The organism is Micromonospora avicenniae, assembly GCF_900156065.1.
GTDB classification, from domain to species: domain Bacteria; phylum Actinomycetota; class Actinomycetes; order Mycobacteriales; family Micromonosporaceae; genus Micromonospora; species Micromonospora avicenniae.
Genome location: NZ_FTNF01000017.1, coordinates 47,173 through 70,350, shown reverse-complemented (window position 1 = coordinate 70,350; position 23,178 = coordinate 47,173). Strand labels below are relative to the sequence as shown.

Here is a 23,178-nt window from a genome sequence, read left to right as displayed (position 1 = left end):
AGCTGGCTTGTCGATGGGCAGTCACCGTCCGCTACTGGCGCGTCGGCGGGTGCAGAGCAAAGGGAGCGGCGGGTGGTGCCGGGCGGAGCGCGGTGGGGCACGCGGAGTGACGTTGATCACGGGGTGTAGGCGGGATCGGGCCAGGCCGGGCGGGCTGGGAACCGCGAGCGCGGCCACGGGCCGGGTGGAGCGAGGCCCTGCGCTGGCGGGACTAGTAGACTTTCCAGGTCTGTCCGCCAATTGATGATCAAGGCAGGAAATGGCCACCACCAACGACCTGAAGAACGGCCTGGTACTCAACCTCGACGGGGAGCTCTGGTCCGTTGTCGAGTTCCAGCACGTCAAGCCTGGTAAGGGTGGTGCGTTCGTGCGCACCACGCTGAAGAACGTGCTCTCCGGCAAGGTGGTCGACAAGACCTTCAACGCGGGCACCAAGGTCGAGACGGCGACCGTCGACAAGCGCACGATGCAGTACCTCTACGCCGACGGCGAGGACTACGTCTTCATGGACCTGGAGACGTACGACCAGATCACCGTCCCGGGCGGCACCGTCGGCGAGGCGGCCAACTACCTGCTGCCCGAGGCCGAGGCGACCGTCGCCACCCACGAGAGCGTGCCGCTGTACATCGAGCTGCCGACCAGCGTCGTGCTCGAGGTCACCTACACCGAGCCGGGTCTGCAGGGCGACCGCTCCACGGGCGGCAACAAGCCGGCCACCGTCGAAACCGGGGCGACCGTCCAGGTGCCGCTGTTCATCACCACCGGCGAGAAGATCAAGGTCGACACTCGGGACGGCCGTTACCTCGGCCGCGCCTGATGGCCGAGGGTCCCAAGCAGCAGATGCCGGCGCGCCGCAAGGCGCGTAAGCGGGCACTGGACGTGCTCTTCGAGGCCGACCTGCGCGACCGTCCGCCCGTGGAGGTGCTGGCCGGCTACCTCGAGCGGATCGAGCGGCCGCACCCGGAGCACCTGGGTTACGCGGTGGGGCTGGTCGAGGGGGTCGCCGACCACCTTGACCGGATCGACGAGCTGATCGCCAGCTACGCCGAGGGTTGGACCCTCGAGCGGATGCCCGCGGTCGACCGCAACCTCGCCCGGATCGCCGTCTACGAGTTGCTCTACCTCGACGAGATCGACGACGCCGTGGCGATCAGCGAGGCCGTCGAGCTGGCCCGGCAGATGTCGACCGACGACTCCCCGCGCTTCCTCAACGGGGTACTCGGTCGGATCGCGGAGTACGCCACCCGCTGAACGACTCCCGGCCGAACGGTTCGAACGAACCGTTCGGGCCGGGAAGCCGTTCGGGCTCCGGCCGGCGCGAACCCGGAATCCGGCGCGGACTGGCGGAACAGCGTGGAACGCCGCACCGGACAGCGGAACAGAAAGGGCCCGTGCCGTACGGCACGGGCCCTTTCTGCTGGTCAGGTGATCAGGAGGCGAAGAACGCCCGAGGGTCGGCGACGAGCACGCCGTGTTCGGTGAGCCGCTCGATCAGACCGGACGGCGAGGCGTCGTAGACGATCGCCAGCGCGCGCAGGTCGTCGGCGCGGATCGAGAGCACCCGCCCGTTGTAGTCGCCGCGCTGCTGCTGGATGGCGCGCGCGTAGCGGGCGACGTAGGCCAGGTCCTCGGAGGCCTCGTCGTAGAGCCGCTCCAGGTCCAACACGATCTTGCTGGTGGGCTCGTGACGGACCCCGCTGCCGTCGGGCAGCAGCTCGGACACCGGCACGCGGTAGAAGTCGGCAAGCTCGGCCAGGCGGGACACCGTGACGGCCCGGTCACCGCGCTCGTACGAGCCGACCACCACGGCCTTCCACCGCCCGTTCGACTTCTCCTCCACCCCCTGCAGGGACAGCCCCTGCTGCTGGCGGATCGAGCGCAGGCGGGCGCCCAGAGACTTGGCGTATTCAGAGGGCATTCGGACACTCCCAGTGCTGCGGGGGTTCTCCCAGCGATTCGCTACGGAGCGTGACGGTACGGGGATTGCGACAACTGGTCAAGTGTTCGTGACCTTACCGTTGGGGAGCGTGCGGGAAAGTCCTCGCCGTTCCGCAACGCTGATCCGGTGGTCAGTGGCCGGCGGCGGCCGGCCCGGTGACCACTGGTAACGTGGCGTGAAGCCTTCGCGTGGGCCGTCCGCGGCCAGCGACGGAGGCGTCCGACGTCCTTTAACGACCCGTCCCGTGAGGCGGGGAAGGAGGTCTGCCGTGGCCTGCCCACCGGCTGCCGAATCACCACCTGCCCGGCAACCCTCGGTGAAGGTGATCCTCGCCAGCGCCGACGTTCAGCGCGTGGTCGACCGCATCGCCCACCAGATCCTGGAGAAGACCCAGGGCGCCGCTGACACCGTCCTGCTCGGCATTCCCACCCGGGGCGCCCCGCTCGCACGACGGCTCGCCGCCCGGATCAGCACCTTCGAGGACGTGGCCGTACCGGTCGGTGTGCTCGACATCACTCTCTACCGCGACGATCTGCGCCGGCACGCCACCCGCGCGATAGGCCCCACCGAGCTGCCGCCCGGCGGCATCGACGGCAAGCGGGTCATCCTCGTCGACGACGTGCTCTTCTCCGGCCGGACGGTCCGGGCCGCGCTCGACGCGCTCAACGACGTGGGTCGCCCGTCCTCGGTGCAGCTCGCCGTTCTGGTCGACCGCGGCCACCGGGAGCTGCCCATCCGCGCCGACTACGTGGGCAAGAACATCCCGACCTCACTGGCCGAGAGCGTCAAGGTGACGCTCGTCGAGACCGACGGCACGGACGGGGTCAAGCTCTACGGAGGTACCACCTCATGATCCGGCACCTGCTCTCCGGCGCCGACCTGGACGCCGCCACCGCCACCCGGATCCTGGACACCGCTGCCGAGATGGCCACGGTCGCCGGCCGCGAGGTCAAGAAGCTGCCCGCGCTGCGCGGGCGGACGGTGGTGAACCTGTTCTACGAGGACTCCACCCGGACCCGGATCTCGTTCGAGGCGGCCGCGAAGCGGCTCAGCGCCGACGTGATCAACTTTTCCGCCAAGGGCTCCAGCGTCGCCAAGGGTGAGAGCCTGAAGGACACGGCGCTCACCCTCCAGGCGATGGGCGCCGACGCGGTGGTCGTCCGGCACCCCGCCTCCGGTGCCCCGCACCGGCTGGCCGAGTGGGTCGACGGTTCGGTGGTCAACGCCGGCGACGGCACCCACGAGCACCCCACCCAGGCGCTGCTCGACGCGTACACCATGCGCTCGCGGTTGGGGCGGCTCGCCGGGCTGTCCGTGACCGTCGTCGGCGACGTGCTGCACAGCCGGGTGGCCCGCTCCAACGTGCTGCTGCTCTCCACCCTCGGCGCGAAGGTGACCCTGGTCGGTCCGCCCACGCTGATCCCGGTCGACTGGGCGACCAGGGCGGCCGCGGCGAACACCTCGGGCGGCGGCGCGGCGCAGTCACCCGACATCACCGTCTGCTATGACCTCGACGCGGTGCTGCCGACGTCGGACGTGGTGATGATGCTGCGGGTGCAGCGGGAACGGATGACCGACTCCTACTTCCCCTCCGCCCGCGAGTACGCCCGCCGGTACGGGCTGGACGGGCAGCGGATGCGCCGGCTGCCCGAGCACGCGATCGTCATGCACCCCGGACCGATGAACCGGGGCATGGAGATCACGCCCGAGGTGGCCGACTCGGCCCGCTCCACCATCGTCGAACAGGTCACCAACGGGGTCTCCGTCCGGATGGCCGTCCTCTACCTGCTGCTCGGGGGGAACAACGCATGACCGCGTACCTCATCAAGGGGGTCAGCCTGCTCGGCGCCGAGCCGACCGATCTGCTGATCCGCGACGGCGTGGTCGCCGAGACCGGCGCCGACCTGGCCGCCGACGGCGCCACCGTGATCGACGCCGCCGGGTTGGTCGCCCTGCCCGGCCTGGTCGACCTGCACACCCACCTGCGCGAGCCGGGACGCGAGGACGCGGAGACGGTCGAGTCCGGCTCCCGCGCGGCGGCGCTCGGCGGGTACACGGCGGTCTGCGCGATGGCGAACACCTCCCCGGTCGCCGACACCGCCGGCGTCGTCGAGCAGGTCTGGCGGCTCGGCCGTGAGGCCGGCCTGGTCGACGTGCAGCCGATCGGCGCGGTCACCGTCGGGCTGGCCGGCGAGCGCCTGGCCGAGCTTGGCGCCATGGCCGACTCCGCGGCCCGGGTGCGGATCTTCTCCGACGACGGGCACTGCGTGGCCGACCCGCGGCTGATGCGCCGCGCGTTGGAGTACGTGAAGGCGTTCGACGGGGTCATCGCCCAGCACGCCGAGGAGCCGCGCCTCACCGAGGGCGCGCAGATGCACGAGGGTGCGGTCTCGACGCGCCTCGGGCTCACCGGCTGGCCGGCCGTGGCCGAGGAGGCGATCATCGCGCGCGACGTGCTCCTCGCCGAGCACGTCGGCAGCCGCCTGCACGTCTGCCATGTCTCCACCGCCGGCAGCGTGGAGGTGCTGCGCCAGGCCAAGGCCCGCGGCGTACGGGTCACCGCCGAGGTGACCCCGCACCATCTGCTGCTCACCGACGTCCGGGCCGAGACGTACGACCCGGTCTACAAGGTCAACCCACCGCTGCGCACCGACGAGGACGTCACCGCGCTGCGCGCCGCGCTGGTGGACGGCGTGATCGACATCGTCGCCACCGACCACGCGCCGCACGCGGTGGAGGACAAGGAGTGCGAGTGGGCGTACGCCCGGCCGGGCATGCTCGGCCTGGAGACGGCGCTGTCGATCGCGCTGGAGGTGCTCGGCCCCCGCTGGGACCTGATCGCCGAGCGCATGTCCCGCACCCCGGCCCGGATCGCCGGGCTGGAGTCCCACGGGCTTGACCCGGCACCCGGTGTGCCGGCCAACCTCACCCTGGTCGACCCGGCGGCGCGCCGCGTGGTCGAGCCCGGTGAGCTGGCCAGTCTGAGCCGCAACACCCCGTACGCCGGCATGTCGCTGCCGGGTCGCGTCGTGGCGACCTTCCTGCGCGGTGAGCCGACGGTTCTGGACGGAAAGGCTGTCAAATGATCCGAGCGAGGAGTGCAGCGGAGCGGAGCCCCGCAGTCCGGACCGAAGGGAATGCGGCATGGTGAAGCGCAGGCCGGCGATCCTGGTTCTCGAGGATGGGCGGACGTTCCAGGGCGAGGCGTACGGCAGCGTCGGGGAGACCTTCGGCGAGGCGGTCTTCAACACCGGCATGACCGGCTACCAGGAGACCCTCACCGACCCCTCCTACCACCGTCAGGTGGTGGTGCAGACGGCGCCGCACATCGGCAACACCGGCGTCAACGGCGAGGACGACGAGTCGTCCCGGATCTGGGTCGCCGGGTATGTGGTGCGTGACCCGGCTCGGATCGGCTCCAACTGGCGTGCCAGCGGCGGGCTGGAGGACCGGCTCGCCGCCGAGGGTGTGGTCGGTATCGCGGGGGTGGACACCCGGGCGCTGACCCGGCACCTGCGCGAGCGCGGAGCGATGCGGGTCGGCATCTCCAGCGTCGAGGAGGATCCGCGGGCCCTGCTGGCCCGGGTCCGCCAGGCTCCGGAGATGGTCGGCGCCGACCTCTCCGCCGAGGTGACCACCGCCGAGCCGTACGTGGTGAAGGCAGACGGGGAGCACCGGTTCACGGTCGCCGCGCTGGATCTCGGCATCAAGCGCAACGTGCCGCGCCGGCTGGCGGCCCGCGGGGTCACCACGCACGTGCTGCCCGCCACGTCCACGATCGACGACCTGCTCGCCACCGGCGCGGACGCGGTCTTCTTCTCACCCGGACCGGGTGACCCGGCGACCGCCGACGGTCCGGTGGCGCTGGCCCGCGAGGTGTTGAACCGGCGGATCCCGCTCTTCGGCATCTGCTTCGGCAGCCAGATCCTCGGCCGGGCGCTCGGCTTCGGCACCTACAAGCTCGGTTACGGCCACCGGGGCATCAACCAGCCGGTGCTGGACCGGTCGACCGGCAAGGTCGAGGTCACCAGCCACAACCACGGCTTCGCGGTCGCCTGGCCGGGCCGCGAACAGGAGCTCAGCGCGGTGCAGGTGCCCGGAGCCGGTTCCGGCGCGGTGGTCCCCGACCAGGTGATCGACACCGAGTTCGGGGGCGTCGAGGTCTCACACGTCTGCCTCAACGACAACGTGGTCGAGGGGCTGCGGGCCAAGGACGTGCCCGCGTTCACGGTGCAGTACCACCCGGAGGCGGCGGCGGGTCCGCACGACGCGGACTACCTCTTCGACCGCTTCGCCGAGTTGATCGAGGGCCGTGCCCTCGGTCAGGGGCGCAGCGAGGGCCGTGCCCTCTACCGGAACCAGAGCGAAGGCGGAAACTGATGCCCAAGCGGAGCGACCTGAAGCACATCCTGGTCATCGGCTCGGGGCCGATCGTGATCGGGCAGGCCTGCGAGTTCGACTACTCCGGCACCCAGGCGTGCCGGGTGCTGCGCAGCGAGGGGATCCGGGTCAGCCTGGTCAACTCGAACCCGGCCACGATCATGACCGACCCGGAGTTCGCCGACGCCACGTACGTCGAGCCGATCACCCCGGAGTTCGTCGAGCTGGTCATCGCCAAGGAGCGTCCGGACGCGATCCTGCCGACCCTCGGCGGGCAGACCGCGCTGAACACCGCGGTCGCCCTGCACGAGGCCGGCGTGCTGGAGAAGTACGGCGTCGAGCTGATCGGGGCCAACATCGATGCGATCAACCGCGGCGAGGACCGGCAGCTGTTCAAGGACATCGTGGCGAAGGCGGGTGCCCGCCTCGGCTACGAGGACCCGTCGACGCTGGTGCCGCGCTCGCGCGTCTGCCACTCCATGGACGAGGTTCGGGAGACCGTCGCCGAGCTGGGCCTGCCAGTGGTGATCCGGCCGTCGTTCACGATGGGCGGCCTCGGCTCCGGCATGGCGCACACGCAGGAGGACCTGGAGCGCATCGCGGGTGACGGCCTGGCCGCGAGCCCGGTGCACGAGGTGCTCATCGAGGAGAGCGTGCTCGGCTGGAAGGAGTACGAGCTCGAACTCATGCGCGACCGCCACGACAACGTGGTGGTGGTCTGCTCGATCGAGAACGTCGACCCGATGGGCGTGCACACCGGCGACAGCGTCACCGTGGCCCCGGCCATGACGCTCACCGACCGGGAGTACCAGCGCCTGCGTGACCTCGGCATCGCCGTGCTGCGCGAGGTCGGGGTGGACACCGGCGGTTGCAACATCCAGTTCGCGGTGAACCCGGCCGACGGGCGGATCGTGGTCATCGAGATGAACCCGCGGGTGTCGCGCTCCTCGGCGCTGGCGTCCAAGGCGACCGGCTTCCCGATCGCGAAGATCGCCGCGAAGCTGGCCATCGGCTACACCCTGGACGAGATCCCCAACGACATCACGCTGAAGACCCCGGCGGCGTTCGAGCCGACGCTTGACTACGTGGTCGTCAAGATCCCGCGATTCGCGTTCGAGAAGTTCCCGGGCGCGGACGCGGAGCTGACCACCACCATGAAGTCGGTGGGCGAGGCGATGAGCCTCGGGCGCAACTTCACCGAGGCGCTGAACAAGGCGATGCGCTCGATGGAGACCAAGGCGGGCGGCTTCTGGAGCGTGCCGGACCCGGTCGGGGCCACCAAGGAGAACACCCTCGCCGCGCTGCGTACGCCGCACGACGGGCGGCTCTACACCGTCGAGCGGGCGCTGCGGCTGGGCGCCTCGATCGCCGAGGTGGCCGCCGCGTCCGGCGGGATCGACCCGTGGTTCCTGGACCAGATCGCCGGCCTGGTCGAGCTGCGCGCGGAGATCGTGGCGGCGCCGGTGCTCGACGCCGAGCTGCTGCGCCGCGCGAAGCGGGCCGGCCTCTCCGACCGGCAGCTTGCCGCACTGCGTCCCGAGCTGGCCGCCGAGGACGGCGTACGGACGTTGCGGCACCGGCTCGACATCCGGCCGGTGTACAAGACCGTGGACACCTGTGCGGCCGAGTTCGAGGCGACCACGCCGTACCACTACTCGTCGTACGACCTGGAGACCGAGGTGGTCGGGTCGGCGCGGCCGAAGGTGCTGATCCTCGGCTCCGGACCGAACCGGATCGGGCAGGGCATCGAGTTCGACTACTCCTGCGTACACGCCGTCCAGGCGCTGCGTGCCGCCCCGGCGGGTGGCGCCGGCACCGGCGGCTACGAGACCGTGATGGTCAACTGCAACCCGGAGACCGTCTCCACCGACTACGACACCGCCGACCGGCTCTACTTCGAGCCGCTCACCTTCGAGGACGTGCTGGAGGTCTGGCACGCGGAGGACACCTCCGGCAAGGCGGCCGGCGGGCCGGGCGTGGTCGGCGTGATCGTGCAGCTGGGCGGGCAGACCCCGCTGGGACTGGCACAGCGGCTCAAGGACGCCGGAGTACCCGTGGTGGGCACCTCCCCGGAGTCGATCCACCTGGCCGAGGAGCGGGGGGCCTTCGGCGCCCTGCTGACCCGGGCCGGGCTGCGCGCGCCGTCGTACGGCCTGGCGACCTCGTACGACGAGGCGAAGGCGATCGCCGACGAGATCGGCTATCCGGTGCTGGTCCGCCCGTCCTACGTGCTCGGCGGGCGAGGCATGGAGATCGTCTACGACGACGCGACGCTGCGCGGCTACATCGGGCGGGCCACCGACATCTCACCGGACCATCCGGTGCTGGTGGACCGGTTCCTCGACGACGCCGTCGAGATCGATGTGGACGCGCTCTGCGACGCCGACGGTGAGGTCTACCTCGGCGGTGTCATGGAGCACATCGAGGAGGCCGGTATCCACTCCGGAGACTCGTCCTGCACTCTGCCGCCGATCACCCTGGCCGGCTCACACCTGGCCGAGGTACGCCGGTACACGGAGTCGATCGCCCGGGGCATCGGCGTACGCGGCCTGCTGAACGTGCAGTACGCGCTCAAGGACGACGTGCTCTACGTCTTGGAGGCGAACCCGCGGGCCTCGCGTACCGTCCCGTTCGTCTCGAAGGCGACCGCCGTGCCGCTGGCCAAGGCCGCGGCCCGGATCGCGCTCGGCGCGACGATCGCCGAGTTGCGTGCCGAGGGGCTGCTCCCGGAGACCGGGGACGGCGGCACGATGCCGGCGGACGCCCCGATCGCGGTGAAGGAGGCGGTGCTGCCGTTCAAGCGGTTCCGTACGCCGACCGGCAAGGGCATCGACTCGCTGCTCGGCCCGGAGATGAAGTCCACCGGCGAGGTGATGGGCATCGACACGAACTTCGGTCACGCCTTCGCCAAGTCGCAGTCGGCCGCGTACGGCTCGCTGCCGACCGGTGGCCGGATCTTCGTCTCGGTGGCCAACCGGGACAAGCGCGCCATGATCTTCCCGATCAAGCGGCTGGCCGACCTGGGCTTCGAGATCGTCGCCACCACCGGCACGGCCGAGGTGCTGCGCCGCCACGGCATCGCGTGCGAGCAGATCCGCAAGCACTACGAGGCGGGCGAGGGCGAGGACGCGGTCTCGATGATCCTCGGCGGTGACGTGGCCCTGGTGTTGAACACCCCGCAGGGCTCCGGCGCGAGCGCCCGCTCCGACGGCTACGAGATTCGCAGCGCGGCGGTCACCGCGGACATCCCGTGCATCACCACGGTGCCCGGCGCGGCGGCCGCGGTCATGGGCATCGAGGCGCGCATCCGGGGCGACATGCGGGTCCGTCCCCTCCAGGAGTTGCACGCCGCCCTGCGGGCGGCCCAGTGACCCGCCGCGTCGCTCCCGACCCGGAGCACACGTCGATCATGAAGTCATTGCGACGACACGCCGTGGGCGCTGGCAACAACTTCATGATCGACCGAGCGGTGGGCGGCTCGGCGTGGTGATGTTCGAGCGCGTCGTACGACCCGTGCTGTTCCGGATCGGGGGCGGGGACGCCGAGGCCGCGCACGAGTGGACGCTGCGCCGGCTGGCCGTGGTGTCCCGCCGGCCGGCGTTGCTGGCGGCGATGCGGGCCAGGTACGCGGCGCGCGCCCCGCGCACCGTGTTCGGGGTGGAGTTCCCCAACCCGGTCGGCCTGGCCGCCGGGATGGACAAGGACGGTGTGGCGCTGCCCGCGTGGCCCGCGCTGGGGTTCGGCTTCGTCGAGGTCGGCACGGTGACGGCCCACGGCCAGCCGGGCAACCCCCGGCCCCGGCTGTTCCGGCTGCGCGACAGCGAGGCGATCGTGAACCGGATGGGCTTCAACAACTCCGGGGCCGAGGCTCTGGCGGCCGGCCTGGCGGCGCTGCCCCGACCGCTCGGCGTGCCGCTGGGGATCTCGCTCGGTAAGTCCAAGGTGACCCCGCTGGACGAGGCCGTCGAGGACTACCTCGCCTCCTACCAGGCGCTGAAAGGGTACGGCGACTACTTCGCGGTCAACGTGTCCTCACCGAACACCCCGGGTCTGCGGTCCCTACAGGACCGGTCCCATCTGGACGCGCTGCTCGCCGCGTTGGTGGGGGAGAAGCCGGTGCTCGTGAAGATCGCTCCGGACCTCACCGAACCGGCGATCGCCGAACTGCTGGAGGTCTGCCTCGCGCGGGGCGCCGCCGGGGTGATCGCCACCAACACCACTCTCGCCCGGGACGGCCTGGCCGACGCCGACCGGGCGCGAGGCGCGGAGACCGGCGGTCTCTCCGGGCGGCCGCTCGGGGCGCGGGCCCGGGAGGTGGTCTCCTTCGTGCATCGCGAGACGGGTGGACGGCTGCCGGTGATCGGGGTGGGCGGTGTCCTCGACCCGGACGACGCGACGCGGATGTTCGACGCCGGCGCCAGCCTGGTCCAGCTCTACACCGGCTTCATCTACCGGGGCCCCGCCCTGGTCCGTGCCGCGGTGCGCGCGGCGACACCGGCGCGGCTGCCGGCTCGATGAGCGCGGGCGCGACGCCGGTGCCCCGCCGGGTGACCCCCGGACTCCGGCTCGCGCCGTACGTTGCCCGGCTCGCGCCCCGCAGGATTCGGCTCGTGCGGGGTGCGGGCCGGCTCGCATCGGGCACGGGCCGGCTCGCGTCCAGCGGACGAACGCCGGGCCCGGGCCGGCTCGCGCCGGTGCGGGTCGGTCCGGGCGGTGGCCGGCCCGGAATCGTGATCGCCGCCGTGCCGGCCGGCGGGACACCGGATGTGCTGTCGGTCGGCAGAGCCGTTGTCGACCGCGCCAGGATCGTCGTACGCCGTTGCGCGGCGGCTCGCCCTCCGGAGGTCCGCCGACGGAACGCGCGGCTCACGGCTACGCCCGGCAGGGCGGGCGCGCCCGGGCTTCTGGCAACCGACCCGCCGCGTCGCCGGCGAGCGGCGGGGCTGGCGACCGCGGTGGCGGCGAGCGGCGGCGGTGCGGGCGACCGCGGTGGCCGGCGGTCTAACGGCGGGGCGGGCGACGGCGATGGCCGGCGAGCGGCTCCGGCAGCGCCCGGTCGGGGTTCTTGTCCACCGTGCCGCCTCGTGAGCCCGCCCGGGTTTCGCGGCCGTCGTGGAGGCGGTGGCGGCCGGGTTGAGCGGGTGCGTGGCGGCCCGGACGCCGCACGGGCCGGTGAACGGTCGTGCGGGCCGCTGCAGCGGCCGTGGAGCAGTGTGGCCGGTGCGGGGGCGCGATGCGGGTCCGCCGAGCCGGCGGAGAGGCGTACGCGGGCGGCATCGTGCCGTCCGTGGGGACCACGAGAGAGGGGAAGCAAGGGGATGGAGACCTTCGGCGCCCGGTTGCACCGGGCCGTGGCCGAGCGGGGGCCGCTCTGCGTCGGAATCGATCCGCACCCGGGACTGCTGGCTCGGTGGGGGCTGTCGGACGACGTGGACGGGCTCGACCGGTTCGCCCGGACCGTCGTTGACGCCCTCGGTGACCGGGTTGCGGTGGTCAAGCCTCAGTCGGCATTCTTCGAGCGATTCGGTGCCCGAGGTGTCGCGATTCTTGAGTCAACTATCCGACAGTTGCGGGATCGCGGCTCGCTCGTTCTCCTCGACATCAAGCGTGGCGACATCGGATCGACCGTCCGCGCCTACGCCGAGGCGTACCTCGATCCATCCAGGCCGCTGTATGTCGACGCGGTGACCGCGAGCCCCTACCTGGGAGTAGGTTCGCTGGCCCCGATGTTCGAGCTCGCCGCCGAGCACGGCGGCGGCGTCTTCGTGCTCGCCCTCACCTCGAACCCGGAGGGACCCGAGGTGCAGCATGCCCGCACCTCCGACGGACGGACCGTCGCGCAGACCGTGATCGACGAGATTTCCCAGCTCAACGCCGGTGCGGAGCCGCTCGGCAGCTTCGGGCTCGTGGTCGGGGCGACCATCGGCGACACCGGTCACGACCTGTCCCGGGTCGGCGGTCCGTTGCTCGCGCCGGGCCTCGGCGCGCAGGGCGCGACCGCCGCCGATCTGCGTACGGTCTTCGGCGCGAGCCTGCCCGCGGTGCTCCCGTCGTACTCCCGCGAGGTGTTGGGCGCGGGCCCGGACGTGGCCGCGCTGCGTGCCGCGGCGGACCGCGCGCTGGCCGCGTGCAAGGCCGTCGTACCCGTCGCCGGCTGACTGACGGCTCGGTCACTTTGCGATGATCATCGCGCGTCCACGTTGCCGAAACGTCCGGCGACCGCTAGTTTTCCCCGCGCTGGGAACCACGGACCCCTTGGTTCACAGCGACACCACGTTTCACAGTGCGGTGGTGCGTCCCGCCCGCCGCTATAGGGACCTGAGGAGAACTGGTGCCGCTCCCGTCACTGACCCCCGAGCAGCGCGCTGCCGCGCTGGAGAAGGCCGCGGAGATCCGCAAGGCCCGTGCTGAGCTGAAGGAGCAGCTCAAGCAGGGCAAGACCACCCTCGGAGCCGTTCTCGAGCGGGCCGAGTCCGACGACGTCGTGGGCAAGCTGAAGGTGTCGGCCGTCCTGAAGGCGATGCCGGGCATCGGCCAGATCCGGGCCACCCAGATCATGGAGAAGCTCAAGATCGCCGACAGCCGCCGCCTGCGGGGCCTCGGCGAGCAGCAGCGCAAGGCACTGCTTGGAGAGTTCGCCGCCAACTGAGCGCGGTAGCGTGTAGAAACAAGCAGTGAGCACGGAAGGCGGGGCGCGTCCGGCGGTTTGGCTCACTGTCCTGGCCGGCCCGTCGGGCATGGGCCGGGAGAGTGTCGTCGAGCTCGTCCGGGCGCGCTCGCCCGCTGTGTGGCGGCCGGTTCCGGCGACCACCCGACCCCGCCGCGACGGCGAGGTCGACGGGGTGGACCGCGTCTTCCTGACCCCCGCCGGGTTCGACCGGCTGATCGCCGTGGGTGGCCTGCTGGAGTGGTCCCGGGCGGGCCCGTACCGGCGCGGCACCCCGTACGAACCGCTGCGCTCCCGGCTCGCCGCCGGGCAGCCGGTGTTACTGCCGCTCGACATCCCGGGCGCCCTGGCCGTCCGGGAACGCCTCGCCGACACCCGGCTGGTACTGCTCGCCCCGCCGAACCACCGGCCGGATCCGGCCGTCGCCGCCGCCTTCGAACTCGCCCTCACGCACGACCTGACCGATCGCGTCGCAGATGAGCTGGTAGGCTTTCTCGGTTCTTCTTATCCGACTCCGGCCGGCCCGCGCGTGCGGGGCTAGGAGCCTCTCGCGCCCGCGCGGTCCGGAGTCGGCCGCGGTTCACGCGAGTCGGCCGCGGTCGCCAGTCCGCACCGCTTGGGCGGTTCGACAGACGCAGAGGTAATTCGTGGGATCCATCGCCACCAACCCCGAGGGCATCACCAACCCGCCGATCGACGAACTCCTCGAGAAGACGACGTCGAAGTACGCGCTCGTCATCTTCGCGGCCAAGCGGGCCCGCCAGGTCAACGCGTACTACAGCCAGCTCGGTGAGGGCCTGCTGGAGTACGTCGGCCCGCTGGTCGAGACCACCCCGCAGGAGAAGCCGCTCTCCATCGCCATGCGCGAGATCAACGCCGGGCTGCTCACCGCCGAGCCGACCGACCAGCCGTAGTACCACCGCACCGCGATGTCCGCCGAGATCATCCTCGGGGTCGGTGGCGGCATCGCCGCCTACAAGGCGTGTGAGCTGCTGCGGCTCTTCACCGAATCGGGCCACCGGGTCCGGGTCGTGCCGACCGCGTCGGCGCTCCGCTTCGTCGGGGCGCCGACCTGGGCGGCGCTCTCCGGGCAGCCGGTCGCCGACGACGTCTGGTCCGACGTGCACGAGGTGCCGCACGTGCGCCTCGGCCAGCACGCCGACCTCGTCGTGGTCGCGCCGACCACGGCCGACCTGCTCGCCAAGGCCGCACACGGCCTCGCCGACGACCTGCTCACCAACACGTTGCTCACCGCTCGTTGCCCGGTGGTGCTGGCGCCGGCCATGCACACCGAGATGTGGGAGCACCCGGCCACCGTGGCGAACGTAGCCACGCTGCGCGCCCGGGGCGTGCTGGTCGTCGAGCCGGCGGTCGGGCGACTGACCGGCGTCGACACCGGCAAGGGTCGCCTCCCCGACCCGGCCGAGATCTTCGCGGTCGCCCGCCGGGTGCTGGCGCGGGGCGTCGGCGCACCCGCCGACCTGGCCGGGCGCCGGGTGGTGGTCACCGCCGGCGGCACCCGTGAGCCGCTGGATCCGGTCCGCTTCCTGGGCAACCGTTCCTCCGGCAAGCAGGGCTACGCGTTCGCCCGCACGGCGGTGGCTCGCGGCGCCCAGGTCACCCTGATCTCGGCCAACGTGTCGTTGCCCGACCCGGCGGGAGTCGATCTGGTCCGCGTGGGCACGACGGCGGAGCTGCGGGAGGCCACGCTGAAGGCGGCAGCCGAGGCCGACGCGGTGGTGATGGCTGCGGCTCCGGCAGATTTCCGGCCGGCCGTCTACGCGCCTGGCAAAATCAAGAAGGCGGACGACGGCAGCGCGCCCACCATCGAGCTCGTCACCAACCCGGACATCGCCGCCGAGCTCGGCGAGCGTCGCCGGCCTGATCAGGTGCTGGTGGTGTTCGCCGCGGAGACCGGTGACGCCGAGGCGAACGGCCGAGCCAAGCTGGCCCGGAAGCGAGCCGATCTCATCGTCATCAACGAGGTGGGTACGGACAAGGTCTTCGGCGCCGACACCAACGCGGCGACCGTCATCGGTGCCGACGGTTCGGTCACCCCGATGCCCGAACAGTCCAAGGGGGACCTCGCCGACGGCGTCTGGGACCTCGTCGTGACGCGGTTGTCCGGTCGCCCGTGAGGGTGGAATCGGACGCGACCGACTCCGCCGCCACGGACCGTGGTGACTAGACTTCCGCCGAACGACTTTCACACGCTTAGGAGTGCCGTGACACGCCGCCTCTTCACGTCCGAATCGGTCACGGAAGGCCACCCGGACAAGATCGCCGATCAGATCAGCGACGGCATCCTCGACGCGTTGCTCACCCAGGACCCGCGCAGCCGGGTCGCGGTGGAGACCCTCATAACCACCGGCCAGGTGCACATCGCCGGCGAGGTGACCACCAAGGCGTACGCGGACATCCCGACCATCGTCCGCAGGACCATCCTCGACATCGGTTACGACTCGTCGAAGAAGGGCTTCGACGGCGCGTCGTGCGGCGTCAACGTCTCCATCGGCGCCCAGTCCGAGGACATCGCGCAGGGCGTGGACAACGCCTTCGAGCTGCGTACCGGGGCGTCGGAGAGCGCGCTGGACGCGCAGGGCGCCGGTGACCAGGGCATGATGTTCGGCTTCGCCTGCTCCGAGACGCCGGAGCTGATGCCGCTGCCGATCGCCCTCGCCCACCGGCTGGCCCGTCGGCTGGCGGCGGTGCGCAAGGACGGCACGATCCCGTACCTCCGGCCGGACGGCAAGACGCAGGTCACCATCGAGTACGAGGGGCTGCGCCCGGTCCGGCTGAACACCGTGGTGGTCTCCAGCCAGCACGCCGCGGACATCTCGCTGGAGTCGCTGCTCACCCCGGACATCCGCGAGCACGTCATCGCCCCGGAGCTGGAGAGCCTGGGCCTGGACACCGAGGGTTACCGGCTGCTGGTCAACCCGACCGGCCGGTTCGAGATCGGTGGCCCGATGGGCGACGCGGGCCTGACCGGTCGCAAGATCATCGTCGACACCTACGGCGGGTACGCCCGCCACGGTGGCGGGGCGTTCTCCGGCAAGGATCCCTCGAAGGTGGACCGCTCGGCCGCGTACGCGATGCGGTGGGTTGCCAAGAACGTCGTCGCCGCCGGCCTCGCCGAGCGCTGCGAGGCGCAGGTCGCGTACGCGATCGGCAAGGCGCACCCGGTCAGCCTCTTCATCGAGACGTTCGGCACCGAGACCGTGCCGGTGGCCTCGATCGAGAAGGCCGTCACCGAGGTCTTCGACCTGCGCCCGGCCGCGATCATCCGGGACCTGAACCTGCTCCGCCCGATCTACCAGCAGACCGCGGCGTACGGCCACTTCGGCCGGGAGCTGCCGGCGCTGACCTGGGAGAGCACCGAGCGGGCAGCCGACCTCAAGTCGGCCGCGGGAGCCTGACCAGCACCACGCGCAGCGACCGGCGACCCGCTGACGGGTCGCCGGTCGCACGTGTCTGCGTGGATGTCCCCCTGGCCCACCTGGACCGGCTCTTCGACTACCTGGTCCCGGCCGCGCTGGACGAGCAGGCGGTGCCGGGCACCCGGGTGAAGGTCCGCTTCGCCGGGCAGCTGGTGGACGGCTGGCTCCTGGAACGGGTCGACAGCTCCGACCACCCCCGACTGGCGTACCTGGAGAAGGTCGTCTCCCCGGAGCCGGTGCTGTCGCCGGAGGTGGCCCGACTGGCCCGGGCGGTGGCCGACCGGTACGCCGGCAGCCTCGCCGACGTGCTCCGGCTGGCCGTACCGCCGCGGCACGCCCGGGTGGAGAAGGAGGCGCGCCCGGAGGGCCTCGGCGCGCCGGTGACGACCCCGCCGGCCGTGCCGGAGCCCGAGGCGGCCCCGGACGTCACGCCGGCGCCGCCGACGCGTGATCTCGCGCCGGCCCCGCCCGAGCCCGCGTCGGCCCCGCCCGAGCCCGCGTCGGCCCCGCCCGCGTCCGGCCCGCCCGAGCCCGCGTCGGGCCCGCACGGCCCCGGAGAGCCCGCGACCGGCCGGCCCGCGCCGGCCGTGTCCGCGCCGGTACCGCCCGGCCAGCGCAGACCCCCGACGGATCCCGGGCCCGGCGGGTGGCGCGACTACCCGGCGGGTCCGGCCTACCTGCGGGCACTGGCCGACGGGCGGGCGCCCCGGGCGGTCTGGTCCGCGCTGGCGGGGGAGGACTGGGCGACCCGCTACGCCGAGGCGGTCGCCGCGACCGTCGCCAGCGGCCGGGGCGCCGTGGTGGTGGTCGCCGACAACCGCGACCTCGACCGCCTCGACGCGGCGGTGGGCGCGGTGCTCGGCCCGGGGCGGCACGTCTGCCTCTCGGCGGCGCTCGGCCCGGCCCGCCGTTACCGGGCCTTCCTCGCCGCGCGGCGCGGTGACGTGCCGGTGGTGATCGGCACCCGGGCCGCGATGTTCGCCCCGGTCGAGCGGCTGGGCCTCGTCGCGATCTGGGACGACGGGGACGACCTGCACGCCGAACCACGCGCCCCGTACCCGCACACCCGCGAGGTGCTGCTCACCCGGGCCCAGCTGGCCGGGGCCGGAGCGTTGGTGGGCGGGTTCGCCCGCACGGCCGAGGCGCAGCTGCTGCTGGAGACCGGGTGGGCGCGGGAGGTGGTCGCCGATCGGGCCACCGTGCGGACGCGTACGCCCGCGATCACGCCGACGGGCGACGACCCGCAGCTGGCCCGCGACCCAGGGGCGGCCACGGCGCGGCTGCCCAGCCTGGCCTGGACGGCGGCCCGGGAGGCACTCCGCGCCGACCTGCCGGTGCTGGTGCAGGTGCCGCGCCGCGGCTACCTGCCCTCGCTCTCCTGCGCGCAGTGCCGCACGCCGGCCCGTTGCCCGCACTGTGCGGGTCCGCTCGCGCTGCCCTCAGCGACGGCGCCGCCCGCCTGCCGCTGGTGCGGCCGGGTCGCCGCGGCGTACACCTGTCCCGAATGTGGTGGCCGGCGGCTGCGGGCCGCGGTCACCGGCGCCCGACGCACCGCCGAGGAACTCGGACGGGCGTTTCCCGGCGTGCCGGTCCGCACGTCGGGCCGGGACGAGGTGCTCGCCACCGTGCCCGGCGGGGCGGGTCTGGTGATCGCCACGCCGGGCGCCGAACCGGTGGCCGAGGGCGGCTACGGCACGGTGCTGCTGCTCGACTCGTGGGCGCTGCTCACCCGGGCCGACCTGCGCGCCGGGGAGGAGGCGCTGCGGCGCTGGCTGACGGCGGCGGCGCTGGCCCGGCCCGCCGGAGCCGGCGGCCGCGTGGTGGTGGTTGCCGACGGGGCGCTCGCGCCGGTGCAGGCGCTGCTGCGATGGGACGCCGGCTGGTTCGCGGCCCGCGAGTTGGCCGAGCGGCGTGAGCTGGGCTTCCCGCCCGCCGTCCGGATGGCCAGCGTGACCGGGCTGCCCGCGGCCGTGGCGGACCTGCTCGACGAGGCGCGGCTGCCCGACGACGCGGAGGTGCTCGGTCCGGTGCCGGCCGATGGCGAGCGGGAGCGGATGCTGGTGCGGGTGCCCCGCGCACGGGCGGCCGCGCTGGCCGGGGCGCTGCACGCCGCGGTCGGCGCGCGCAGCGCCCGCAAGGCCGCCGACCCGGTCCGCCTTCAAGTCGATCCCCTCGACCTCTTCTAACCCCCTCCCGCCCCCCGTTGGGGCACTCTTTCCCGGAAAGTGCGGCCATTCGGCGCTGAACGGCCACGCTTTTTGTGAAAGTGCGCAGGAGGGTGGGGCAGGCGATGTCGCACGCCGCGTCCGGCGGGAGCCTGATTATCGGGTGGTAGCATCGCCCGTCATGCCGGGCGGACCATGGCACGACGATGGGGGAATGCGTCGAGGCCACGCCAGGACGATGAGTTCGAGTCTCCGGTGATCAGGGGTGGACCAGTCGTGACCGTTCGTCAGTCGATCGTCTTCAACGGTGACCTCGGCAGCGGAAAGAGCACCGTGTCGATCGAGATTGCCAAGCGGCTGGGCCTGCGCCGGGTCAGCGTCGGCGACCTGTACCGGCAGATGGCGCAGGAGCGGCAGATGACCGCCCTCCAGCTCAACCTGCACGCCGAACTCGACCAGGCGGTCGACGGCTACGTCGACCAGCTCCAGCGCGACATCGCCGCCTCCGGTGAGAGCCTCGTCATGGACTCCCGCCTGGCCTGGCACTTCTTCACCGACGCGCTCAAGGTGCACATGATCACCGAGCCGGGCGAGGCCGCCCGCCGGGTGCTCGCCCGCCCATCCGGGCCGGCGGAGAGCTACACCTCGCAGCAGGAGGCCAAGGCCAAGCTCCGCGAGCGCAGCGAGAGCGAGCGGGGCCGGTTCATCATCCGCTACGGGGTGGACAAGGCCCGGCTGCGCAACTACGACCTCATCTGCGACACCACCCGGGCCACGCCCGAGGAAGTGATCGAGCACGTGATCGCGGCGTACGAGGGGACGCTCGGCGCCGACGTGCTGCGGGACGGGCCGCCGCTGCTGCTGCTCGACCCGGCCCGGGTCTACCCGACCGAGGACATCGCCACCCTGCGCGGACTCTGGGACTCGGAGTTCGTGGGCGAGGTGGCCGGTGCGGGCGACGAGGCGATGGAGCCGCTGCGGATCGGCTACACCGGTGAGTACTTTTTCGTGGTGGACGGGCACCGGCGGCTCAGCGCCGCGCTGCAGAGCGGCTTCCACCTCGTACCGGCGCAGCTCGTCGCCGAGGTGGACGAGCCGGTCGTCGGCGGCATGAGCGCCGTGGAGTACTTCACCGCGCAGGTCAGTCCCGGCAAGGTCTACGACTGGGAGGCCGCGCACGGCATCGAGCTGCCGCTGCCCGAGCACGCCCTGCTCGGCGGGGACGCGGTACTCGCCGGCGAGCCGGGGCACGGCACCTGACGCAGGCACGGCCGCCCGGCTCCCGTAGCGGCGGCCCGGATCGACGGCTTCCCACGTCCGGCGCCGTCGCGCGTGACGCTTTGCACACCCGCGCCGATCGATCATCGTACGCCGGCCGGGTCCGCCCGCGGCACTCCGTAGACTGGTACGGCCTCGATGATCGTCCCACCCTAAGGAGCCGTCCCGCGTGACCGTCCAGCCCATCCGTCTGTTCGGGGATCCGGTGCTGCGCACGCCGGCCGACCCGGTGGTCGACTTCGACGTCGAGCTGCGCCGGCTCATCGCCGACCTGACCGACACCATGCGTGAGCAGAACGGCGCCGGCCTGGCCGCGCCTCAGCTCGGGGTGGGTCTGCGGGTGTTCACCTTCGACGTCGACGACGTCCTCGGCCACCTGGTCAATCCGGTACTCGAGTTTCCCGACGAGGAGGAGCAGGACGGCCCGGAGGGCTGCCTCTCCATCCCCGGGCTCTACTTCGACACCAAGCGCCGGCAGAACGTGATCGCCAAGGGCTTCAACGGCTACGGCGACCCGTTGCAGATCGTCGGCACCGGGCTGATGGCCCGCTGCGTGCAGCACGAGACCGACCACCTCGACGGCGTGCTCTTCGTCGACCGGCTCGACCAGGCCGGGCGCAAGGAGGCGATGAAGGCGATCCGCCAGGCGGAGTGGTACGACCCCGCCGCCCCGCCGGTGGTCAAGCTCAACCCGCACGGCTCGGCCGGCAGCCCCTTCGGTCTGGGTGGGTGATCGGCCGGTGCGTGTGATCTTCGCCGGCACGCCGGCCGTCGCGGTCCCGTCGGTGGCCGCCGTCGCCGCCTCCCGGCACGAGTTGGTGGCCGTGGTCACCCGCCCCGACGCGCCCGCCGGGCGCGGGCGGGGCCTGTCCCGATCTCCGGTCGGGGCGTGGGCGGACGAGCACGGCGTCGAGGTGCTCACGCCGGCCCGTCCCCGCGAGCCCGAGTTCCTGGCCCGTCTGCGCGAGCTCGCGCCGGACTGCGTGCCCGTGGTCGCGTACGGGGCGTTGGTCCCGCCGGCCGCGCTGGAGATCCCCCGGCACGGCTGGGTCAACCTGCACTTCTCCCTGCTGCCGGCCTGGCGCGGCGCGGCGCCCGTGCAGCACGCCGTGCTGCACGGCGACGAGCTGACCGGGGCGAGCGTCTTCCAGTTGGAGGAAGGGCTGGACACCGGGCCGGTCTACGGCACGCTGACCGACGAGATCCGCCCGACCGACACCTCGGGTGACCTGCTCGATCGGCTCGCCGTCTCCGGCTCGGGTCTGCTCGTCGCCGTGCTCGACGCGATCGAGGACGGCAGTGCCCGGGCCGAGCCGCAGCCGGCCGACGGGGTGTCGCTGGCCCCGAAGCTGACCGTGGACGACGCCCGGGTGCGCTGGACCGACCCGGCCTTCGCGGTGGACCGGCGGGTCCGTGCCTGCACCCCGGCGCCCGGTCCGTGGAGCACGTTCCGCGGCGAGCGGATCAAGCTGGGCCCGGTCGTCCCGGTGCCGGACGCCCCCGCGCTGAAGCCTGGTGAGCTGCTTGTCGAGAAGTCGCGCGTGCTCGTCGGCACCGCTACCACCCCGGTACGGCTGGGCGAGGTGCGGGCCGCGGGCAAGCGGGCCATGCCGGCGACCGACTGGGCACGCGGTGCCCGGGTCGCGGCCGGAGAGGATCTAGCATGAGCAGCCCTGGACCGGTGCGCGACGAGGGGTCGCCCGACGAGCGGTCCGACCTCCGCCCGGCCAGCCCCGGCGATGGCCAGTGGGGCGCACGCGGGCGACGTGACCGGCCCGGCGGTGGGCGACCGACCCCCGGCGGGCGCTGGTCCGCGCGCGCCGGTACGGACCGGCGCGCCGGCCGCGGCGGCCGGCCGGCCGTGGACCGCCCGCGGCAGGCCGCGTACGAGGCGATCGCCGCGGTGCACCGGGACGACGCGTTCGCCAACCTGGTCCTGCCGGCCATCCTCCGGGAGGAGGGGCTGACCGGCCGGGACGCGGCGTTCGCCACCGAACTGACGTACGGCACGCTGCGCCACCTCGGCACCCTGGACGCGATCCTGACGGCGGCGGCCGGGCGGGACGTGCAGCGGATCGACCCGCCGGTGCGGGACGCGCTGCGCCTCGGGGCGTACCAACTGCTGCACACCCGGGTGCCGGCGCACGCGGCGGTCTCCTCCACGGTCGACCTGGTCCGCATGGTCGGGCCGGGCGCCACCGGCTTCGCCAACGCGGTGTTGCGGGAGGTCGCCGAGCGGGACGCCGACGCCTGGGTGGAGCGGCTCGCGCCGAGCATGGAGAGCGACCCGATCGGGCACCTGGCGCTCGCCTACAGCCACCCCCAGTGGGTGGTGCGGGCGTTCGCCGAGGCGCTGGGCGGTGACCTCGGTGAGACGACCCGGCTGCTGATCGAGGACAACGAGCGGCCCCCGGTGCACCTGTGCGCCCGCCCGGGGCGCGTCGGCGCGGTGGAGCTGGCCGACGAGGTCGGTGGCGCGCCGGGCGCCTTCTCGCCGTACGCCGTCTACCTGAGCGGCGGCGCCCCCGGTGACCTTCCGGCGGTGGCCGACGGGCGGGCCCATGTGCAGGACGAGGGCTCGCAGCTGGTGGCCACCGCGTTGACGCTCGCGCCGCTGGACGGCCCGGACGGTCGCTGGCTCGACCTCTGCGCCGGGCCTGGCGGCAAGGCCGGTCTGCTCGGCGCGATCGCCGCCGAGCGTGGCGCCCGGTTGACCGCCGTCGAGGTGGCCGAGCACCGGGCCCGGCTGGTCGCCCAGGCCACCCGGGATCTGCTGGTGACCGTGCTGCACACGGACGGCCGTACCGTCGGGCAGGACGCGAAGCTGCCGGAGGAGCACTTCGACCGGGTTCTGGTCGACGCCCCCTGTACCGGCCTGGGCTCGTTGCGGCGTCGCCCGGAGTCCCGCTGGCGGCGGCAACCGTCGGATCTCTCCGCGCTGACCCGGCTGCAGCGCGAGCTGCTCGGGGCGGCGCTGCGTGCGGTCCGCCCCGGCGGCGTCGTCGCCTACGTCACCTGCTCGCCGCACACCGTGGAGACGCACGTGACGGTGACCGAGGCGGCCCGGCGTTCCGGTGTTCCGGTCGACTTCGTCGACGCCCGCCCGCTGCTGCCGGCCGGCATGCCGGGGCTCGGCGACGGCCCGACCGTGCAGCTGTGGCCGCACCGGCACGGCACCGACGCGATGTTCCTGGCCGTCCTCCGCCGCGGCTGACCCCGCCGCGCACTCCCTGACGCGCACTTTCACGGAAGGAGTGGCCTCCGCGCCTGCGCAGGCCACTCCTTCCGTGAAAGAGGCCGGGTTCCGGG

At 72.8% G+C, this 23,178-nt stretch carries 20 protein-coding genes; 19 read left to right on the top strand and 1 reads right to left on the bottom strand.

The features are described 5' to 3' along the window. The first annotated feature begins 259 nt into the window (after nt 1-259). Nucleotides 260-817: an elongation factor P gene (gene efp, locus BXA10_RS22975; RefSeq protein WP_076472889.1), complete on the top strand. Its 558-nt coding sequence runs from the start codon at nt 260-262 to the stop codon at nt 815-817. A gap of 23 nt (nt 818-840) precedes the next feature. Continuing rightward, nucleotides 841-1,251 (top strand): transcription antitermination factor NusB, encoded by a 411-nt coding sequence (gene nusB / locus BXA10_RS22970; protein ID WP_175649282.1) that lies wholly within the window; start codon nt 841-843, stop codon nt 1,249-1,251. 178 nt (nt 1,252-1,429) lie between these two features. Here nusB and bldD read toward each other — a convergent pair whose 3' ends face one another. Further along, the gene (bldD, locus tag BXA10_RS22965) at nt 1,430-1,918 is read right to left on the bottom strand and encodes a transcriptional regulator BldD (protein ID WP_013285505.1); all 489 of its coding nucleotides are present in this window, start codon (nt 1,916-1,918) and stop codon (nt 1,430-1,432) included. Nucleotides 1,919-2,207: 289 nt separating this feature from the next. Here bldD and pyrR point away from each other — a divergent pair, with 289 nt between their 5' ends. From pyrR to BXA10_RS22880, 17 genes are all read left to right on the top strand, one after another. Further along, nucleotides 2,208-2,792 (top strand): bifunctional pyr operon transcriptional regulator/uracil phosphoribosyltransferase PyrR, encoded by a 585-nt coding sequence (pyrR, locus tag BXA10_RS22960; RefSeq protein ID WP_076472887.1) that lies wholly within the window; start codon nt 2,208-2,210, stop codon nt 2,790-2,792. After that, a complete protein-coding gene (locus BXA10_RS22955) occupies nt 2,789-3,751 on the top strand; it encodes an aspartate carbamoyltransferase catalytic subunit (RefSeq protein WP_076472886.1) in 963 nt (320 codons plus the stop codon). Before pyrR ends, BXA10_RS22955 begins: the two co-directional genes overlap by 4 nt. After that, nucleotides 3,748-5,025 (top strand): dihydroorotase, encoded by a 1,278-nt coding sequence (locus BXA10_RS22950; RefSeq protein WP_076472885.1) that lies wholly within the window; start codon nt 3,748-3,750, stop codon nt 5,023-5,025. The genes BXA10_RS22955 and BXA10_RS22950 overlap by 4 nt, the downstream gene beginning before the upstream one ends. A gap of 61 nt (nt 5,026-5,086) precedes the next feature. Beyond that, nucleotides 5,087-6,319: a glutamine-hydrolyzing carbamoyl-phosphate synthase small subunit gene (carA, locus tag BXA10_RS22945; RefSeq protein ID WP_175649281.1), complete on the top strand. Its 1,233-nt coding sequence runs from the start codon at nt 5,087-5,089 to the stop codon at nt 6,317-6,319. Next, on the top strand, nt 6,319-9,690 hold the full coding sequence (gene carB, locus BXA10_RS22940) for a carbamoyl-phosphate synthase large subunit (RefSeq protein WP_076472883.1): 3,372 nt from the start codon (nt 6,319-6,321) through the stop codon (nt 9,688-9,690). The genes carA and carB overlap by 1 nt, the downstream gene beginning before the upstream one ends. Before the next feature lie 115 nt (nt 9,691-9,805). Continuing rightward, the gene (locus BXA10_RS22935) at nt 9,806-10,837 is read left to right on the top strand and encodes a quinone-dependent dihydroorotate dehydrogenase (protein ID WP_076472939.1); all 1,032 of its coding nucleotides are present in this window, start codon (nt 9,806-9,808) and stop codon (nt 10,835-10,837) included. 800 nt (nt 10,838-11,637) lie between these two features. Further along, nucleotides 11,638-12,477, top strand: a complete 840-nt coding sequence (gene pyrF / locus BXA10_RS22930; protein ID WP_076472882.1) for an orotidine-5'-phosphate decarboxylase — start codon at nt 11,638-11,640, stop codon at nt 12,475-12,477. Nucleotides 12,478-12,650: 173 nt separating this feature from the next. Then, on the top strand, nt 12,651-12,968 hold the full coding sequence (mihF, locus tag BXA10_RS22925) for an integration host factor, actinobacterial type (protein ID WP_076472881.1): 318 nt from the start codon (nt 12,651-12,653) through the stop codon (nt 12,966-12,968). Between the two features lie 25 nt (nt 12,969-12,993). Next, nucleotides 12,994-13,527 carry a nucleoside/nucleotide kinase family protein gene (locus BXA10_RS22920; RefSeq protein ID WP_076472880.1) on the top strand — a complete coding sequence of 178 codons (534 nt, stop codon included), beginning with the start codon at nt 12,994-12,996 and terminating at the stop codon, nt 13,525-13,527. 106 nt (nt 13,528-13,633) lie between these two features. Then, the gene (gene rpoZ, locus BXA10_RS22915) at nt 13,634-13,900 is read left to right on the top strand and encodes a DNA-directed RNA polymerase subunit omega (protein ID WP_013285517.1); all 267 of its coding nucleotides are present in this window, start codon (nt 13,634-13,636) and stop codon (nt 13,898-13,900) included. A gap of 15 nt (nt 13,901-13,915) precedes the next feature. Next, nucleotides 13,916-15,124, top strand: coding sequence for a bifunctional phosphopantothenoylcysteine decarboxylase/phosphopantothenate--cysteine ligase CoaBC (gene coaBC, locus BXA10_RS22910; RefSeq protein WP_076472879.1), 1,209 nt, complete (start codon nt 13,916-13,918; stop codon nt 15,122-15,124). 87 nt (nt 15,125-15,211) lie between these two features. Continuing rightward, entirely contained in the window at nt 15,212-16,405 is a 1,194-nt protein-coding gene (gene metK, locus BXA10_RS22905) for a methionine adenosyltransferase (protein ID WP_076472878.1), read from the top strand. 59 nt (nt 16,406-16,464) lie between these two features. Beyond that, nucleotides 16,465-18,612: a primosomal protein N' gene (locus tag BXA10_RS22900; protein WP_076472877.1), complete on the top strand. Its 2,148-nt coding sequence runs from the start codon at nt 16,465-16,467 to the stop codon at nt 18,610-18,612. A gap of 255 nt (nt 18,613-18,867) precedes the next feature. Beyond that, nucleotides 18,868-19,851, top strand: a complete 984-nt coding sequence (locus BXA10_RS22895; RefSeq protein WP_076472876.1) for an AAA family ATPase — start codon at nt 18,868-18,870, stop codon at nt 19,849-19,851. 187 nt (nt 19,852-20,038) lie between these two features. Beyond that, the gene (def, locus tag BXA10_RS22890; RefSeq protein ID WP_076472875.1) at nt 20,039-20,602 is read left to right on the top strand and encodes a peptide deformylase; all 564 of its coding nucleotides are present in this window, start codon (nt 20,039-20,041) and stop codon (nt 20,600-20,602) included. Nucleotides 20,603-20,609: 7 nt separating this feature from the next. Further along, nucleotides 20,610-21,536 (top strand): methionyl-tRNA formyltransferase, encoded by a 927-nt coding sequence (gene fmt / locus BXA10_RS22885; RefSeq protein WP_076472874.1) that lies wholly within the window; start codon nt 20,610-20,612, stop codon nt 21,534-21,536. Then, nucleotides 21,533-23,083, top strand: coding sequence for an RsmB/NOP family class I SAM-dependent RNA methyltransferase (locus BXA10_RS22880; RefSeq protein ID WP_076472873.1), 1,551 nt, complete (start codon nt 21,533-21,535; stop codon nt 23,081-23,083). The genes fmt and BXA10_RS22880 overlap by 4 nt, the downstream gene beginning before the upstream one ends. Nucleotides 23,084-23,178 lie beyond the last annotated feature (95 nt).